At 43.7% G+C, this 16,703-nt stretch carries 14 protein-coding genes, 1 tRNA gene and 1 other RNA gene; 5 read left to right on the plus strand and 11 right to left on the minus strand.

The genetic code is table 11. From position 1 onward, the window contains the following. Positions 1–226 precede the first annotated feature (226 nt). Complete coding sequence (hemW, locus tag RDV52_RS10385; protein ID WP_004365610.1) at positions 227–1,405, plus strand: radical SAM family heme chaperone HemW; 1,179 nt, start codon at positions 227–229, stop codon at positions 1,403–1,405. 62 nt (positions 1,406–1,467) lie between these two features. Then, positions 1,468–1,791 (plus strand): hypothetical protein, encoded by a 324-nt coding sequence (locus RDV52_RS10390; RefSeq protein ID WP_004365608.1) that lies wholly within the window; start codon positions 1,468–1,470, stop codon positions 1,789–1,791. A 440-nt stretch (positions 1,792–2,231) separates the two neighbouring features. Here RDV52_RS10390 and RDV52_RS10395 read toward each other — a convergent pair. The 5 genes from RDV52_RS10395 to rnpB form a co-directional block, all read right to left on the minus strand. After that, positions 2,232–2,302, minus strand: a tRNA-Cys gene (locus RDV52_RS10395). A gap of 87 nt (positions 2,303–2,389) precedes the next feature. Beyond that, positions 2,390–2,578, minus strand: coding sequence for a FeoB-associated Cys-rich membrane protein (locus tag RDV52_RS10400; protein WP_004365606.1), 189 nt, complete (start codon positions 2,576–2,578; stop codon positions 2,390–2,392). Between the two features lie 16 nt (positions 2,579–2,594). Beyond that, entirely contained in the window at positions 2,595–3,002 is a 408-nt protein-coding gene (locus RDV52_RS10405; protein ID WP_004365604.1) for a YkvA family protein, read from the minus strand. Positions 3,003–3,053: 51 nt separating this feature from the next. Then, positions 3,054–3,476 (minus strand): hypothetical protein, encoded by a 423-nt coding sequence (locus tag RDV52_RS10410; protein ID WP_004364051.1) that lies wholly within the window; start codon positions 3,474–3,476, stop codon positions 3,054–3,056. Positions 3,477–3,602: 126 nt separating this feature from the next. Beyond that, positions 3,603–3,985, minus strand: an RNA gene (gene rnpB / locus RDV52_RS10415) — RNase P RNA component class A. Positions 3,986–4,237: 252 nt separating this feature from the next. Between rnpB and RDV52_RS10420 the strand changes: the two genes are divergently transcribed. After that, entirely contained in the window at positions 4,238–6,559 is a 2,322-nt protein-coding gene (locus RDV52_RS10420) for an outer membrane beta-barrel family protein (protein WP_040556967.1), read from the plus strand. Positions 6,560–6,645: 86 nt separating this feature from the next. After that, a complete protein-coding gene (locus RDV52_RS10425) occupies positions 6,646–7,254 on the plus strand; it encodes a hypothetical protein (protein WP_004365601.1) in 609 nt (202 codons plus the stop codon). A 314-nt stretch (positions 7,255–7,568) separates the two neighbouring features. Here RDV52_RS10425 and RDV52_RS10430 read toward each other — a convergent pair whose 3' ends face one another. The 6 genes from RDV52_RS10430 to RDV52_RS10455 all read right to left on the minus strand — a co-directional run bounded on the left by RDV52_RS10430 (position 7,569) and on the right by RDV52_RS10455 (position 16,088). Beyond that, the gene (locus tag RDV52_RS10430) at positions 7,569–8,999 is read right to left on the minus strand and encodes a glycoside hydrolase family 57 protein (protein ID WP_004365600.1); all 1,431 of its coding nucleotides are present in this window, start codon (positions 8,997–8,999) and stop codon (positions 7,569–7,571) included. A 49-nt stretch (positions 9,000–9,048) separates the two neighbouring features. Further along, a complete protein-coding gene (locus RDV52_RS10435) occupies positions 9,049–10,320 on the minus strand; it encodes a glycosyltransferase family 4 protein (protein ID WP_004365599.1) in 1,272 nt (423 codons plus the stop codon). 17 nt (positions 10,321–10,337) lie between these two features. Then, complete coding sequence (locus RDV52_RS10440; protein WP_004365598.1) at positions 10,338–12,281, minus strand: glycogen debranching enzyme N-terminal domain-containing protein; 1,944 nt, start codon at positions 12,279–12,281, stop codon at positions 10,338–10,340. A gap of 641 nt (positions 12,282–12,922) precedes the next feature. Then, on the minus strand, positions 12,923–14,377 hold the full coding sequence (locus RDV52_RS10445; protein ID WP_004364042.1) for a trypsin-like peptidase domain-containing protein: 1,455 nt from the start codon (positions 14,375–14,377) through the stop codon (positions 12,923–12,925). A 325-nt stretch (positions 14,378–14,702) separates the two neighbouring features. Then, a complete protein-coding gene (locus RDV52_RS10450; RefSeq protein ID WP_004365596.1) occupies positions 14,703–15,287 on the minus strand; it encodes a LemA family protein in 585 nt (194 codons plus the stop codon). A 48-nt stretch (positions 15,288–15,335) separates the two neighbouring features. After that, entirely contained in the window at positions 15,336–16,088 is a 753-nt protein-coding gene (locus tag RDV52_RS10455) for a TPM domain-containing protein (protein ID WP_004365595.1), read from the minus strand. 23 nt (positions 16,089–16,111) lie between these two features. Between RDV52_RS10455 and RDV52_RS10460 the strand changes: the two genes are divergently transcribed. Next, positions 16,112–16,315, plus strand: a complete 204-nt coding sequence (locus RDV52_RS10460; protein WP_147278285.1) for a hypothetical protein — start codon at positions 16,112–16,114, stop codon at positions 16,313–16,315. Positions 16,316–16,703: the final 388 nt, after the last annotated feature.

A 16,703-nucleotide genomic window follows, 5' to 3' on the forward strand; every position in this document is an offset into this window, starting at 1 on the left:
AGCAATCTACTATAGATTTTGGTTTTAGAAGCCCACCTTTAGGTTGTTAGTATTATGTTCTGTGTCGAGCAATAAGCAGTACTTACTGCTACCGCCGTCTAAGTTAGGTATTTTCTTTCATACCACCAAAACTATTTACAACATTTTAGCAAAGTATTAAAAGATATTACTACTTTTGCAAGCAAGTAATTATCGTTCAGACATAATACATTATATTATATAATAAATGGCAGGACTCTATATCCATATTCCCTTTTGTGCAAGCCGCTGCATCTATTGTGGCTTCTACTCCACCCTGACGCCACGTGCAGAGAAAGCATCAGCCGTAGACTTGTACGTAGACGCACTATGCAAGGAAGCAGCAACACAAAGGCATTACATCTTCGGAGAAAAGTCCGCCCCTGCCGAACGCCTTGAAACCATCTACTTCGGAGGAGGTACACCATCGCAGCTGCATGCCCGCCACATCGAGAAAATATTCCGCTGCATTGCCGAAAACTATGCCGACAGAATGGCAAACTACGACGATATGGAAATAACCCTTGAGTGCAACCCCGACGATATAACCCCCGAATATGCCGAAAACCTTAGGCACCTGCCCATCAATCGCATATCAATGGGCGCACAGACTTTCTCGGACGAACGTCTGAAGTTTCTCCGCCGACGCCACAAAGCTGCCGATGTGCAGACCGCCATCGACCGTCTGCACCGTGCAGGTATAGAAAACATTTCCATCGACCTTATGTTTGGCTTCCCCAACGAAACCATAGAGGAATGGCAACTCGACATCGACAAAGCCATAGCCTTAGACGTTGAACACCTTTCGGCTTACAGCCTGATGTACGAAGAGGGCACTCCGCTTTACCAACTTCTGCAAAAAGGCAAAGTGAAAGATATGGACGAGGAACTCTATCGCACGATGTACGACACGCTTATCAACTGCCTTGCCCTCGCCAACTACGAGCAATACGAAATCAGCAACTTCGCCAAGCTCGCCCATACCGCCGTTTCTCCCTTCCGTTCGCGCCACAACAGTGCCTATTGGGCAAACAAACCCTATCTCGGCATAGGCGCATCGGCACACAGTTACAATCTTTCCACACGCCGTTGGAACATAGACAACCTGCAAGAATACATCGACGGCATTACAAACAACCGCCCCATCTACGAGGCAGAAAACATCGATGCCAACACGCACTACGATGATATGGTAACAACAGCCCTGCGCACGAAAAGCGGCATCGACCTTTCCGCATTGTCATCACCTTACAAAGAGCACATTGCAAAAGCCTCTGCCCCACTCGTTTCGCAAGGTCTGCTCGCCATAACCGACAACCATCTGCACCTTACACGCAACGGAATTTACGTCAGCGATTTCGTTATGAGCGAATTAATGTACGTTTAAAACCGCAGCAAATCATTTTTTTTAATTACCTTTGCACGCAGAACAAACAGAAATTTACATTTATGACAGAACAGGAATTTGAACAGCTTTGGCAAGCCAACCGCCAACAACAGCTCGCAAACGACGAAGAATACCAGCGCATCAAAAAAAGTTACACAGCATCGGGGTGGCTCGATTTCTTTGTGTCTATTGGCGGATTTGTTATCTGCAAAAAGTTTTTAGAGGGCTTTAACCTTGGCAGCGTATGGACATTTCTCCTTGCAGCCCTTGGAATGATTATCATCTCATACGGCTTCCGAATTATAAAAGCCAGACTAAGCAGCAACAAAACCCTTGTAGAAGTGGAGCAACGAATAAAAGAACAATACAAATCCACCTTGCATTAACACTCCCATAACAATATTTTAAATATGCTTCGCTGCCAGTATAGACTACGCTGAACACAGTAGAAGTTGAGTTGATATAACTCATTTTATGGGTAAAAAGAGAGCAATAATACCGTAAATATTTTTCACAAGTACATCTATCGTGTAACTTGTTTGCTACCAATACGTTGCAAAACCTATTGTTTTGCATTCCAAAAGCGGCTGTTTTGCGTTGCAAAAGCGTAGGTTTTGCAACGCAAAACAGCCGCTTTCGCAGTGTCAAATCGAGATTACCGTTTTTCATCATAATTATCATTACAAAACAAGGGCAATAAAATGGACAGCGTTTCCTTTAATAGATTTCTACCGAAACGTTACAAATTCGCTCCTTCTATTAATATAAGGTGGTTCAATAGTGGATAATAAAAAAGTCCGAAAGAATTATTTCTTTCGGACTTCCGAGGTGCCTAGCAGAATCGAACTGCTCTACACGGTTTTGCAGACCGTTACCTAACCGACCGGCCCAGGCACCCAAAAATTAGTCGACAAGATTAAAGCAATGCCTTAATTCGAGTGCAAAAGTAATAAGAAATATTCGTCTGACCAAATTTTTTATAAACTATTGCAAAAAGAATTTACTTTCTTGCGCGCTTGTATGTCGTTTCTTGCGCATCATTTGTTCCCGAATGGCACAGCCCGGGCAGCCTCCGCAGGCATTCCTTGTTACCTTTATAGTTCTGATTAGCATACGAACAGCATAAGCTATTGCGAGTGCTAAAACGATACCAACAATTATATATTGTATCATAGATACTCCTTTCTTTTTATACGGGCTGGTCTTCTACTCTGTCTGTAAACAAGTTTTCAGTTGCCTTCATTTCATCTTCATCGAACCATTGCGAAAGTTTGTTCTTTGCCTTTTGTTTTGTTTCGTTGTCTATGTTGCCCCAAACCTTTTGTAACACGTATATAAGTACTCCGAGGTCGTCGCCCAATCCGGCAAGCGGAATGGCGTCAGGAACAAAGTCGAGCGGTGTTATCAAATAGCCTAATGCCCCAACGATAAGGGCTTTATCTTTAATTGACATCTTGTTACTCTCCATAGAGTAATATAATATCAGTGCAGCATAAACCAATTTTGCTCCTGCCCGCTTCGCTATGCGTTGTATTTTCTCTATAAAGCCACTTTTGGTAAACTTCTCTTTATATTTGTTTAAATCAGGGATTTCCATATTATTTTTCCATTATGTATAATATAATAAAACGTAGTTGGCACATCGGGGTTAAAAGCGTTCCACCTTTTCCACGTAAGCACTGGCTTCCGGGTGTTCTTCTTTCGCACGTCTTATTTTGTTTCGTACTACTGCTTTCATCGTTATTTTGTAGATACCAAACAGCAATAAGCCTATGGCAACACCAAAAAGCACCGCCTGATAGCCTTTCACGGGCAGCGATTCTTCCGGGAAAGCCGATAACACTATAATGGGTAATGTTATCAGAACCCCTGCAATGGTGTATTGCGTGCGTTCTGTTCCCTCGCTGTCGAGCGCGGCTTGATAGTCGAATAGAAAGTCGTCTAATTCTTCTTGGCTCAGCTTTTCGTCCATTTGTGGGAAGTCAGGCTCGTTCTTATGATTTCTGATTTTGTTTTCAATCTGATGTTGAAAATCGTCTAATATGTATCTGTAGTCTTGAAATTCCTCCATAAAATCACAAAGAATAGTTTATTAATTCGTTTTTCCTGCAATGCTGTTACGCTGCCGGCAGGTAGGTTCCTCATCTTTTTCACAGCTCAACTCCCTCCCCGCGATGGGGGAGGCAGCGAGTGTGTGTAAAGCAGTACTTCTGTAAGCCGGGTCTTGTTTCCCTACCGTCTTTCGACAAGTACGGACGCCTGTCATTTATCTAACCGCCGAGTCGCCCCGTGCGTTTTAGCGTTCTACCCTCCGTTGTGCCTTGTATGGCTCGGGCGAGTAACCCTCAGACAACGGTTTACATGAACTTGCAGCTCCTGAACGGCACAGCCACGCAGTCGCCTGCGTGCTGGTAGTCTCTTACACTACCTTCTCACCCTTGCCTCGTTGCCAAGGCGGTTGTTTTCTTCTGCCTACATCTACTGTTGCCAATAGCTTTCATTTTCGGAAGCAGGATACTCTTTGCTGCCCGGACTTTCCTCTCGTGTCTTGCAACACCAGCGACAGTGCCGAAGTGCTGCCTTATGTTGCAAAGGTAACGCAAATATGCTAAACGCCAAAGCATAGCTTTATATTTTTTGTTAATATTGGTTCTTATAAGAATAATGTGCAACTTTAAAATAAGTTTGGAAAGTAGCTTGCGCATTACACAAAAGTGTAAAAATACGCAGTGAAATGGAAAGTTTATTCGTTTTTTTTTATAAATAATTGTTCTTTTCTTACCTTTGCAGGCAAAAGAAATAATACCGTCAGACAATGAAACGAAATATGTTATGAAAAAGTTTTATGCCATTTTTACAGCCCTGACACTGTTTTCTACTGTAGCAAAAGCGCAGCAGACCATTTGCGGTTGGGTAACCGACGAGCAGCGTTCGCCTATTGAGTATGCCAACGTCATTGCGCTTTCCGTGCGCGACTCATCGCTCGTTACGGGCGCAGTTACCGACAATGCGGGTAAGTTTCTGCTTACTTTGCCTGCCAATAGTGCCCAAGTCTTCCTGCGTGTTTCGGGCATTGGCTACGAACAGCGCAATGTTTCGCTGCCTCTTGCCGGCGATACCCTATTGTTGAAGTCTGAAGCCAAGGCGATGGAAGGCGTAACCGTTACGGCACAACGCCCCAAGATGGCGATTAGGAACGATGCCCTTGTTACCACGATTGTTGGTTCGGCGTTAGCAAAAGCAGGCTCGGGCAACGATGTTCTCAAGCATATTCCGTTGCTGACGGGCAAGGAAGGCAGCTATTCGGTTGTCGGACGTGGTGCAGCAGTTATCTATATAAACAACAGAAAGATAACCGACGCCACCGAAATAGAGCGTCTTAACTCGTCGGACATTAAGGACGTCGAGGTCGTAACCAATCCGGGTGCTCGCTACGATGCGACGGTGAGTGCCGTTATCCGCATTCACACGGTGCGAAAGGTAGGCGACGGCTTCGGTTTCGATGTACGCACGTCAGCTTATTATTGGGAAAACTGGGACACTTACAATCAGCTTAATATGTATTATCGCCGCAATGGTTTGGAGCTGACGGCTGGTTCGGCTTACAATATTAACAATAGTCTAAACAAACAAACCACTATAAACGAGGTGCAGACCGCCAATTTGTGGACCAACAAGTGGACAAGCGATAATCGTAATCGTAATACAAACAACAATTATACGCTTTCGGCAGCCTACGAGTTCAATGCCAACCACTCTGTTGGTGCGCGTTTCTTCACCAATTTGTTTGTTGGTGCAAACAATTTCCATGGTCATTTCTCTACCGATGTGCTAAAAAACTATATGCTCTACGACCATATAGAGTCACAAATTAGCGGTAGCTCTACTGCCATTCCTAATAAAAGTCTCTCGGCTTATTACGTTGGAAAAGTGGGAAAGATAGATATAGATTTCAATACAGACTACTATTACGGTAGAGAAACCGAACGCTATGCAACGACAGAGCAAAGCGCTAACTACGATAATCGTACGGTAACATCGGTCGGAATACATACAAACAAGTTCTTTGCAACAAAGCTGGTGCTCTCTCACCCGTTGTTTGGCGGTAGCCTGTCGGTTGGAAACGAGAACACTTTCACTAATCACGAACAGAATTATGTCAATCAAGAAAACGTGGTTCCCAGCACAGCATCAACCATTAAGGAGCGCAATAACGCTTTCTTCTTCGAATATAGCCGACCCACACCCATTGGTCAGCTTATGGCAGGATTGCGCTACGAGCACGTAAATTCTGATTATTACGAGCAAGGAGTGTATAGTCCAGCACACAGCCGTACCTACAACCAATGGTTTCCGTCGCTCACTTTCGCAACAAAGATAAAGGAAGTAGGCTTGCAACTCTCTTATTCGGCAAAGACATCGCGCCCTTCTTACAACCAGTTAGGTACGAACGTAGCGTATATGAACCGCTTTACGCGTCAGAGTGGTAACCCTACACTGAAGCCAGAAACACTACACAACATTACGCTTGTGAGCAGTTGGAGCTGGCTAACCTTTGTTGCCAACTACACACAGACACACAACAAAATTATGTATTGGAACGAACAAGAAAGCACTGATGAAAATATAACCAACTTGCGTTACCGCAATTTCAAAAGGTTTCCTGCCTTAACACTGAGCCTTACCGCAGCACCGACAATCGGAGTATGGTCTCCACAACTCACATTGTTCTGCCAAAAGCAATGGTTCAACATAGAACGCTTGGGCAGCAAGTTCTATTTGAACGAACCTGTATGGGGCATGCAGTGGGGAAACACGCTTGAGTTTAAACACGGTCTGACTGCCGAAGCTAACTTGAAAGTAACTTCTAAGGGCATCTCAGAGAATGTTAAAATTACAAGAAACAACTGTGCATTCGACTGTTCGATAAGAAAAGCATTCCTGAACGACCGCCTTTCTGTTACTGTAGGCGTAAACGATCTGTTCAATCGCTCCACCAATCAATTGTTGATTTATACGAATAACTTAAGTATGGATATGAAGCAAGAGTTAGATAGCCGAGATTTCTATGTTACTTTGCGCTATAAATTCAACACGGCACGTAGCAAATATAAAGGAACAGGAGCAGGACAGAGCGAACGTAAACGCTTCTAATCCACGACGAGTGCGCAGAAAATGCGTTTTCCACGCCCCATTTTCTCCGTTTTTCGGGGCAGAAAATACAATTTATATATACAGATATGAAGATAAAATTAAACCTGTTTATATTGTTCATTCTTTTATCGAACAGTATGTTTTCTCAATCCATTAAAATTACAAACCATTATGGAAGCGAAAACAAAGAGATTCAAGACCTGATTGATTTTGAAAGTATTTACATAGAACAATTGAGCTTTGAAGGAGAAACACTTAAAGGGAAATCGTATCAAATAGCACTCGAAGAATACATCGAAGGCAGATTAGCCCATACCACAATGCTTTTCGATGGTACGGAAAGCGATTATTTCAAGATTTCATCAAGCAAGGAAACCGTGAAGTTTTTCTTTAAATTCAGTGAAGACAAACTGAAGATATTCATTCGAGGGAATAGGTTCGGAAGCAAGAAATCCTATTTTCACCTATCAGGCGATTATGAGAAATATGCCTTAAAAGACTTCTTCGGAAACAAGAAAGAACTTTTGGTTAGCGGTTCAAGCAAGACAACAATCTTTGCAATAATAACTCCGACAATCCATGAGGACGGTTCAGCCTCTTATTGCGAAGTTGTTCAAGCAAACGAAAAGCCCGAAAAACTTGGCGAGAAGTTTAAAATACCACACTACTTCTTGCTCACCATAACCTTTCAATAAGCAACTTCTCTACCTACTGTTGGACTCTGCGACCGAACAAACGCACATTGCTTGTGGCCAGAATAGCATTTATATTGTAGTATCTTTTAAAAAGGTGTGTCAAAAGTCAGATTTGACACACCTTTATAATGCTGGTAACTCTCCAAGAAAGAGAATAACAACAGTTTCCGAATGTACTTTTTTAGTATAAAATTCTGCAAGTCTTATACTGTGAAAGTACAAAACTTGCAGAAACATACAATCAAAAGGAGTATAATTGCTTATAAATCATTGAAATAACTCCTTTTTAAAGGACGACTACCGTAGAATGCACGTTATGCCTTCTTTGTTGCAGCCTTCTTCGTGGTAGTTGTCTTTGCTTTCGTTGATGCAGACTTTGCCTTCGCTTTTCCAGTTTTCTCATAGCCTGCAGATTGTCCTAACTTAGCACGCAGCTTGTCGCTTTCGCTTGCCAACTTCTCTGCCTTGGCTTTCAGCAACACAATCTCCTTGTCTTTCGTTTCTATTTCGGTTTCCTGATTGTGTATCGTAGTAAGCAAGGCATTCAGTTCCTCGTTGTCTATATCGGCAGGATAAAGCGCATTTACCCGACTCATGAAGTCGCCCAGAATGTTCATATAGTTGGTGAAGGCATCGAACGGCGTACTGTAAATACCACGGTCTACACCTACAGGCACAGGTTTCGTACTCATGGCACTGAAGTTATCGCTTGCCTGAAGATAGTCCCAGTCCTGATTAATGCGTGGGTCGTTGGCAATGCGCACTCTATCGGCGATGCTGTACAGCTTGTTGAAAGCTTCGCGTTGCATGGGGTTTCCAAGCCATGTACTTATGTCTCGTTCTTCGTCGCGCCAGCTTAACGGATAGGGAACATCGAACTCGTCCACGCTCTTGGCACGCTCGCAAATCTCCGTTGGAGTAGAGAAGGATATTCCTCGCTGTCGTGCGCATTCGGGCAACGCCTTGAAGAACTCGAGTATATTGCTGTGCAAAGGTTGCTCGATGCCCAGTGCCGTGAGGTTCATAAAGATGCCGTAAATCTGCTCTTCGGCTGGCTGAGCTGCCATTTCGTCAATGTAATTGTCGGCAAACAGTGGATACCCCTCCCACTCCGAGTTGTTGAATCGGAGCGAAATATCGTCGCTCAGGTTTACATCGCGCAGGATTAGTTTCAGCTGCGGTGCGAGTGCACAATGGTAAAGATAATGCGGACTGCGCCAACCCAATGCGTGTTTTGCACCTTCCGTAATCATTCCCTTGAACTTCATCTCGGCAGCCATTCGCCCTATCTCGTCGCTGTATATAAGCGAAGAGTTGCGCAGCACCTTCGGTGTGTAGCCAAAATACTCCTTAATCTTTTTGCTCTGTCGTTTTACTTCGGCTTTGAAGCTGTCTTCATTTCCCAACGAAGCCAGGCCGTGCGAATAAGGTTCGGCAAGAAATTCCACACAACCTGTCTTGGCAAGCTCTTGTACCTTCTCTATTACTTCAGGTGCATACTTTTCCAAACTCTCTATGCCCACACCCGAAAGGCAGAGTGCCACCTTGAAGTAACCGTTGCTGTCTTTTATCATTTGCAGCAGCGTGTCGAGCGCAGGAACGTAGCTTCGCTGCACAATATCTGTAATGCTGCGTTCGTTTTCGTAGTCGTCGTAATAATAATGATCGGTTCCAATGTCGAAGAAACGATAACGACGCAGGTGTATAATCTGATGTATCTCGAAATATAAGCAAATTGTTTTCATTGTCTTTTGTTTTAATGTTGTTGAATTTAAGTAATGCTGTCGTTCTCGCTTAACTGTTCCAGCCCAACGTGCGCAGATATAGTTTGCGAATTAACGTACCTACCTTCTCCCACGTTATATTGTTTACCTCTCGTATGCCTTCTTCTGCCAAATAGTTGAACAGGCTTTCGTTGTGGCAGATAGAATAAATGGCATCTGCCATAGCTTCTATGTCCCAGTAATCTAACTTTATACAATTGTGCAGAATTTCGGCGCAACCGCTCTGTTTAGATATAATGGTTGGCGTTCCGCATTGCATTGCTTCCAGCGGCGAAATACCGAAAGGTTCGCTCACCGACGGCATGACGTAGACATCTGATGCTTTCAGGCATTCATACACTTGGTTGCCTTTCATGAAACCTGGGAAGTGAAAGCGGTCGGCAATACCTCGTTCGGCAGCCAGCATTATCATTTGGTTCATCATATCGCCCGAACCTGCCATGCAGAAACGAACGTTGCGCGTACGTTGCAACACCATGTTGGCTGCTTCTATAAAGTATTCCGGCCCCTTCTGCATCGTGATACGTCCAAGGAAAGTTACGATTTTTTCTTTTCCTTTGTGTGAAGGTCGAGGCATGTTAGCCACCTCTTCACGCAACGGATAGACGGCATTGTGCACAGTAAACACCTTGTCGGGGTTCTGATAATAGTGCTTGATAACTATCTGCCGTGTAAGTTCCGACACGCACATGATGCAGTCGGCATTGTCCATACCGTCTTTTTCTATTGCATAAACGGTAGGGTTTACCTTTCCTCCCGACCTATCGAAGTCGGTGGCATGTATGTGAATGCAGAGTGGTTTGCCCGATACCTTCTTGGCGTGAATACCAGCCGGGAAGGTAAGCCAGTCGTGGGCGTGGATAATGTCGTAGTCCAACGTGCGTGCCACCACACCTGCTATAATGGAATAGTTGTTTATCTCCTCGGTCAGGTTTGGGGGATAACCGCCGGCAAACTCCATTGAGCCTATATCGTTTACATTCATATTGCTGAAATCGGCATAGATATTATTGCGCAATCTGTAATATAGGTCTGCATCCATAATGTTGCCCAGTCGATTTCGCAGATAGCCATCGTCGATGTTGCGATATACAATAGGCACACAGTTCATAGCCACGATATTGGCGAAAGTTTTGTCTTCATCGCCAAAGGGACGTGGCAGGCAGAGCGTAGTTTCTATGTCGCCTTGTACGTGCAGCCCCTCAGAAATACCAAAATTAGCAGTCGCCAATCCGCCAAATACATGTGGTGGGTACTCCCAACCGAACATTAATACTTTCATGTTGTGTCCTCCTAATCTTAATATTTATACTTTTCGAGTAACGCCAACGTACGCAACACTTCGCCAACATTCATTGCAAACGAGATGGCTCCACGTCCAGGATAAGGCGGATTGCCATCGAAAAACTCGGGAATGGTACCTAAGCAGTGGTTCATAACCTCGTCTTCATAACCAATAAGTTGTCGTTCTACAAAGCTCAGACGAGTGCGTTTGTACAATTTAAGACATGCTTCGAGATAGAAGCACCCTAACCAGGGCCATGCAGTTCCCTGATGGTACACACGTGTGCGATGTTCTCTGTCGCCTACACAGATGGGCGCATATCCTCCACTCTTTGGTGAAAGCGACCGCAGACCTTTTGGCGTAAGCAGCTCGCGTGTGCAAATGTCTACCACCCCTCGTTTCTGACTTTGATCCAAAGGCGAGTAATCGAGTGCCGCAGCCATTATCATATTTGGTCGGACACTCCAGTCTGCCATGTTGCCGTCTACATAATCGTACAAGTAACCGCAGTTGTTCAAGAACGTATTAACGAATGCAACCTTGCAATTTACAGCCATTTTCTCTAAGTGTGTGGCATATTCGGCTTGAGGAGTTTCGCTGAACAGCCATGACACGAACTTAAGGTCGTTGTACCATAGGGCATTAAACTCTACGATATAGCCAGACCGTGGATTTACGGGCTTACCGTCTATCATGCCGTCCATCCATGTTATAGCCTTATTCTTGCCGTCTGCATACAGCAATCCGTTTGTATCTAATGAAAGATTCGGATGTTTCCCGCTTTCAATATAGTCCATTATATCGTGCAAGAGGTTGCCGTAGAGTTTCAGGCAATTATCTTTCCCTGCCTCTTTGGCATACTGCTGAATGGTCCACATGCACCAAAGCAACACGTCTGGTTGGTCTATCCCTTCGATATCTACCGTTACATGTTCGTTGTTCATGAACTCCCGCAAGCCCCGCCCGGCTGTTTTCATCACCAATTCAAAGTAGTTTTGCTCTTCTATACAGAGTGTAAGACCTGGCAATGCTACAAACTGGTCGCGGGCTCTGCACTTAAACCACGGATATCCTGCAAGTATGTAGCGGTCGTCGTTCTTCTTCCGGTTGTGGAACTGGTGGGCAGCATTCACAAGACAATGGAAGAAGTTGTCGCGTGACTGTCGGGCTTCAACCTCCTTGTCGAAGAGTCGCTTCAAGGTCGAAGTCTTTATTTCCGACGTCGAGCCTGAGAAAACAATGCTTTCTCCCTTCCGTATCTTCATTTCAAAATAACCGGGAACATACAGGTCTTCATCGGAATGATAGCCGCGGGATTCTTCTTTCGGATACTCCAAACCTCTGTACCAATAGGGTTCGTAATGAAACTCGTTGTCTTTTGAAAACTGCATATACAGTTGCGGATAGCCTTCATAAAGACAAGTGGCTATTCCATTCTCAACATTATGGTATTCGCGGTTTATGGCACTATTCTCATGGGTAAACTCGCGCACGCTCCTGAAAGCAAGGAAAGGGCGGAACTGCAACAGAGTCGTGCCTTGTCCCTCTAATAAAGTGTAGCGTACGAGTATGCGTTCTTCGTAGTGCTGGAACACAACTTCCTTTTTCAGCAATGCACTGCCCACTCTGTATATAGTGGTAGGTACCTTGTCGCAATTAAACTCACGAATGTACTTGTGCCCGTTCGGACTGTAATTTCCTCCGTGATACTTATGCAATCCAAGGTTGAAGGCTGCCCCATGCTGTATCACCGTTGGGTCGAGCGAACTCAACAGTACATGGTTCTCGCTGTCGAGCCCGGGCACTGGCACTACTAATAGTCCGTGATACTTCCGTGTGTTGCAGTCTACAATGGTCGAGCAAGAATATGCTCCCGACCGATTGGTTCGCAATAACTCTCTCGGTAGCGAATCCTGTAAGTTCGTCATCGAAGCTTTTTCAAATTTAAGGTATCCCATATATCTCTCGGTTTTATGCCTATATTTAGTTGTTATAAACTTTCGTTTTATTGTGTGTAGTATGCACTATGTGTTTGTAATGTTGTTCAAAGTTACAAATATTATTTGTAAACAAGCATTTTAATATATTTTTTAATATATTTTATTGCTTGGTTTATATTGTAAAGGCACACAATAACAATTATTGTATGTTGAGGTATTACTCCTATCGGAATCGTAAGACGATTTACCCTATTCATAAGCAGTCTTTGCAGCCTGAACAAGTTGTATCTGACCATCAAAAAACAGAGAGATTTCTTGCACACTGAAATCAATGAGAAATTGAACAAAGACAATGTACAAAATCGTCTTTTGTAATGAGCTATAAATCAATATGATAAGAGAAACAGAATGTCTTGAACATTATTTGCTCGTGGCACTACTAAGTGCTGTTTTTATCTTAACTGTGTTTAGCTTTTTACAAGTCATATACATAGTATTATCATTGCAATGGAACAGTACTAAAGTGTTCTGCACATTGAAACAGAAATAATTGAGAGACCCCGCTGTCCGTACAAGAACAGCAGGGTCTCTTAATTTATGTCTGTCTGGTCAGATCTACTTCAGAATGACAGCTCCGTTTTCTTAAGCCGCAAACAATATTACTCGGACAATGGAACTGCGAAGTAAGCTTTCTTTCCAGTAGGATAAATACCCTGAATGTAGAGTACCGGGTCGCTGCTGGTAGAGGCAGATTTCACAATCTTCTGCAATGCATCGATGGAATTGACCGTCTGGTCGTTAACCTTCTGAATGATGAAGCCACGGTTGATGCCTGCATTGCGCAATGCGCCACCATTCACTTTCAATACTTCAAGACCGTACTTTATGTTCAATTGCTTCTGCATTGCCTCGGTTACAGGACGGAACTGTCCGCCAAGCACATCAATATCGGCTTGCTCTATAGGCTTTGTAGTGCCCTGCGCATTCTTCAGAGTAACAGTCTTTGTCATCTCTTTCTTATTGCGCAAGAATGTTATTGAGGCCTTGTCTCCGGGACGTTTGCTGTTGAGAAGCTGCTGGAGCTCTGCCATTTTCGTAACTTTCTTGCCATCGAACTTTGTAATGACGTCTTTGCTGTGTAGTCCAATCTCTGCACCGTTACCATCTTCGTTTACCTTGTCTACATAAACACCTTCGTTTGTGCCAAGGTCTACGTTCTTTCCCTCTTCTTTCTGTGCATTAATATAGTTGATAACGTCGCCACCTTGAATGCCTAACATTACACGCTGCACGCTACCATACTTCTTAATGTCTTCTACCACTTTATTCATAATGGCTGTTGGAATAGCGAAGCCATAGCCACTGTAGGCACCTGTCTGCGAATAAAGCATAGCATTAATACCCACCAATTCGCCTTGTACATTTACCAATGCACCACCAGAGTTGCCTTGGTTAATGGCAGCATCTGTCTGAATAAAGCTTTCTACACCCTGTGTTGCACCCAGTCCACGAGCCTTCGCACTAACAATACCTGCTGTAACAGTGCTGTTCAGATTGTATGGGTTGCCCACTGCAATTACCCATTCGCCTACCTTCAGATTGTCGGAATTACCAATTGGCAAAGTAGGAAGGTTCTTTGCATTTACCTTAATCAGAGCAAGGTCTGTGCTCTTGTCCGTTCCTACTACACGAGCAGAGAACTCACGGTTGTCGTTCAAAGTAACCGTTAGCTCGTCGGCACCCTCTACAACGTGGTTGTTTGTTACGATGTAACCATCAGGAGATATAATAACACCGCTACCCGTTATGCTTCGCTTCGGTGTTTGTATTTGCTGCTGACGTGAACCGCCACCAGGATTACCGAATCCAAAGAAGTCGAAGAATCCGCCAAACGGGTCGTCGGGTACTTCTACGGTCTGCGTTTTTGAATTCTGCGCATTCTTGATATGGACAACGGCAGGCAATGCCTTTTCGGCAGCATAAGTAAGGTCAACCGGTTGTCCTGGTACACTCGACGAAGTTTCTGCAGCATACACTTTGATGAAAGCTCCTGTAGAGAACGTCAGTGCAAGCATGCAAGCTGCACCAACAAAAAACTTTTCAATCTTTTTCATACTCTCTTTATCTTATTAATTAACATTATTGTCATCACAATCCAACCGAACCCTACGCACTTATTGGACATAAAGCACGCATTAATTCATTCTGTTGGTTGGCTCAACCAATTCTTTTAGTCATTTTAGCCGTGAAAGCGTATGCAAATATAAGCCCAAATTATGGAAATGTGCTAATCTGTCAGTTTTCTTTATCCGTATTTAACAATTACAAAAGCCAACTTAACCAATGTTCATTAGATTCGTAGTAATTTTTACATTCATTCAATGTAACGTCTATCATAGAAAAAAAGAGCTAAACCTCGACAGGCTTAGCTCCTAAGACTTAAATATCCAGGTCTGGTGCTTTCTCTGTACCTTCAGCAGCAGCAAACTTTGTCATCTTATCGAAACCAAACACACCAGCCAACAAAGAATTAGGAAAGTGTCTGACTGTCTGATTGTATGCTTGCACAGACTCATTGTATTTCTTGCGCGCTTCGTTTATACGGTTTTCTGTTCCTTCTTCCTGAACTTGTAAAGCTTTAAAGTTCTCTCTTGCTTTCAGTTCGGGATACGCTTCTGCCACAGCTATCAGACGAGAGAAAGCCTGCGCCACTTGATTCTGTGCTGCTTCAAACTGTTTCATCTTCTCGGGTGTCAAATTGTCAGCATCAAGATGAACTTGCGTTGCAGCATTGCGTGCCTTTGTTACAGCATCGAAGGTCTCTCTCTCATGCTTCGCATATGCTTTCACTATCTTTACCAATTGTGGCATCATGTCGGCTCTACGCTGATATTGTGCCTCAACATTACTAAGAGCAGTTGTTGCAGCCTCTTGCTTGTCCACCATTCCATTATAACCAGAAAAGGCCCATAAGCCTATAATAACTACAATCGCTATTACAATTAAAAGTGCTTTATTCTTCATATCTTTTCATTTTAAATATTATTTCTTCCACCTTATTTATTATATATACTACCAGCCGCCACCAGCACCACCGCCGCCAAAGCTGCCGCCACCGAAACTGCCGCCAAAGTGTCGGTCGTTCATGTGTCCAGGATTACCCCAGAAAATGAAAGGGCCATCACCACGGTTTCTACCTCCACGACCATTATTATTTTTACCTTTTACCGACCATATTACCCAGAAGAACACGACAGCACAAACAATGCTAATTGCAATGGCGCCATCGGCATCATCTTCTTTCTTTTCAAGTCCAGTGGTTCCCGTCTTAAACTTAGTGTAGATGGCTTTTGCAGTAGACAGCATTGCCTCGTCCACATCGCCATTGCGCATATTCCGCACAATGCAGGCTCGGGCAATGTCGTCGCAATCCACATCAGTCAAGTCTCCTTCCAATCCTTCGCCTGGTGCAATAAAGTATTTTCTATCGTCTACTGCAACCACAACCACCAGTCCTCTGTCAGACTTCCTATCGCCTACCCCATATTTATTGCCAATATCTTGTGCGACACGGAAAGGATCACCATTCTCTACGTGTGGCACAACAGCAAACACGGTTTGGATACCAGCTTCTTTCTCTAACCTGGCAATATAATAATTGGTAGAGTCGCGCATGGCATCAGACATCAACCCTTCAGGGTCGCAAACATATTGCCTTGCGTCTTTAAGATGTACCATTGGTATATTGTTGGCATTCCAGTCTTCTGCTACTGCTTGGAAAGTAAATAGAAGAGAAAAGAATAATATAACTGTCGCTCTGTTCATGTGTGCAAAGATAGCAAAAAAGATTGAAAGCAAAAGACGACTATAAAGAAAACGTTTGCTTCGCCACAATTCTCGCCTTGCAAGATACTAAATCTTCCATCGGCGACAAACATCATTCTGACGACTGTCGGACCCGCGGAGCACGACTGTCGGACTCGTGGGGTACGAAAGTACATTTCGTCGATATTAACAATTACAGTCCTTGCTTAATGATTTTTAAGTCCTGACTTTCCATGGGGTCTATCATTCCAGTATGATTTTCCTACCTGTGTTTAATTATTCAGCAGGTATTACAAACAAGTGTCTATTGGTTCAGTCAATGTAGCAAGAAAGCTATCTCTTCAAACCATTAAAAGCCAGTTCGCGAACAATCAGAATTTAGTTCGCGAACTGTTTTTTAGTCTCCCCAATCAGCGCTTTTTGTGATATAACTTCTCGGATTGCTATACGATATGTCACTAATTGCGTCTTTCAGCAAGACTATCCACATTTAATTCAAGATTTATCTAATGTCTTTGCATAGATTAAAAAAAATAACTATATTTGTAGCCGAATAGCCAAACAATTAATAATAGTAATCAAACGCCCCAGCCTCAGCAAGGCGTAACTCTTTGA

Origin of the sequence: Prevotella nigrescens, from assembly GCF_031191185.1 — a bacterium.
Lineage (GTDB): Bacteria > Bacteroidota > Bacteroidia > Bacteroidales > Bacteroidaceae > Prevotella > Prevotella nigrescens.

Excerpts from the sequence above, each read along its gene's own strand:
- hemW (WP_004365610.1), top strand. The coding sequence starts at position 227 with ATGGCAGGACTCTATATCCATATTCCCTTTTGTGCAAGCCGCTGCATC.
- RDV52_RS10390 (WP_004365608.1), top strand. The coding sequence starts at position 1,468 with ATGACAGAACAGGAATTTGAACAGCTTTGGCAAGCCAACCGCCAACAA.
- RDV52_RS10400 (WP_004365606.1), bottom strand. The coding sequence starts at position 2,578 with ATGATACAATATATAATTGTTGGTATCGTTTTAGCACTCGCAATAGCT.
- RDV52_RS10405 (WP_004365604.1), bottom strand. The coding sequence starts at position 3,002 with ATGGAAATCCCTGATTTAAACAAATATAAAGAGAAGTTTACCAAAAGT.
- RDV52_RS10410 (WP_004364051.1), bottom strand. The coding sequence starts at position 3,476 with ATGGAGGAATTTCAAGACTACAGATACATATTAGACGATTTTCAACAT.
- RDV52_RS10420 (WP_040556967.1), top strand. The coding sequence starts at position 4,238 with ATGAAAAAGTTTTATGCCATTTTTACAGCCCTGACACTGTTTTCTACT.
- RDV52_RS10425 (WP_004365601.1), top strand. The coding sequence starts at position 6,646 with ATGAAGATAAAATTAAACCTGTTTATATTGTTCATTCTTTTATCGAAC.
- RDV52_RS10430 (WP_004365600.1), bottom strand. The coding sequence starts at position 8,999 with ATGAAAACAATTTGCTTATATTTCGAGATACATCAGATTATACACCTG.
- RDV52_RS10435 (WP_004365599.1), bottom strand. The coding sequence starts at position 10,320 with ATGAAAGTATTAATGTTCGGTTGGGAGTACCCACCACATGTATTTGGC.
- RDV52_RS10440 (WP_004365598.1), bottom strand. The coding sequence starts at position 12,281 with ATGGGATACCTTAAATTTGAAAAAGCTTCGATGACGAACTTACAGGAT.
- RDV52_RS10445 (WP_004364042.1), bottom strand. The coding sequence starts at position 14,377 with ATGAAAAAGATTGAAAAGTTTTTTGTTGGTGCAGCTTGCATGCTTGCA.
- RDV52_RS10450 (WP_004365596.1), bottom strand. The coding sequence starts at position 15,287 with ATGAAGAATAAAGCACTTTTAATTGTAATAGCGATTGTAGTTATTATA.
- RDV52_RS10455 (WP_004365595.1), bottom strand. The coding sequence starts at position 16,088 with ATGAACAGAGCGACAGTTATATTATTCTTTTCTCTTCTATTTACTTTC.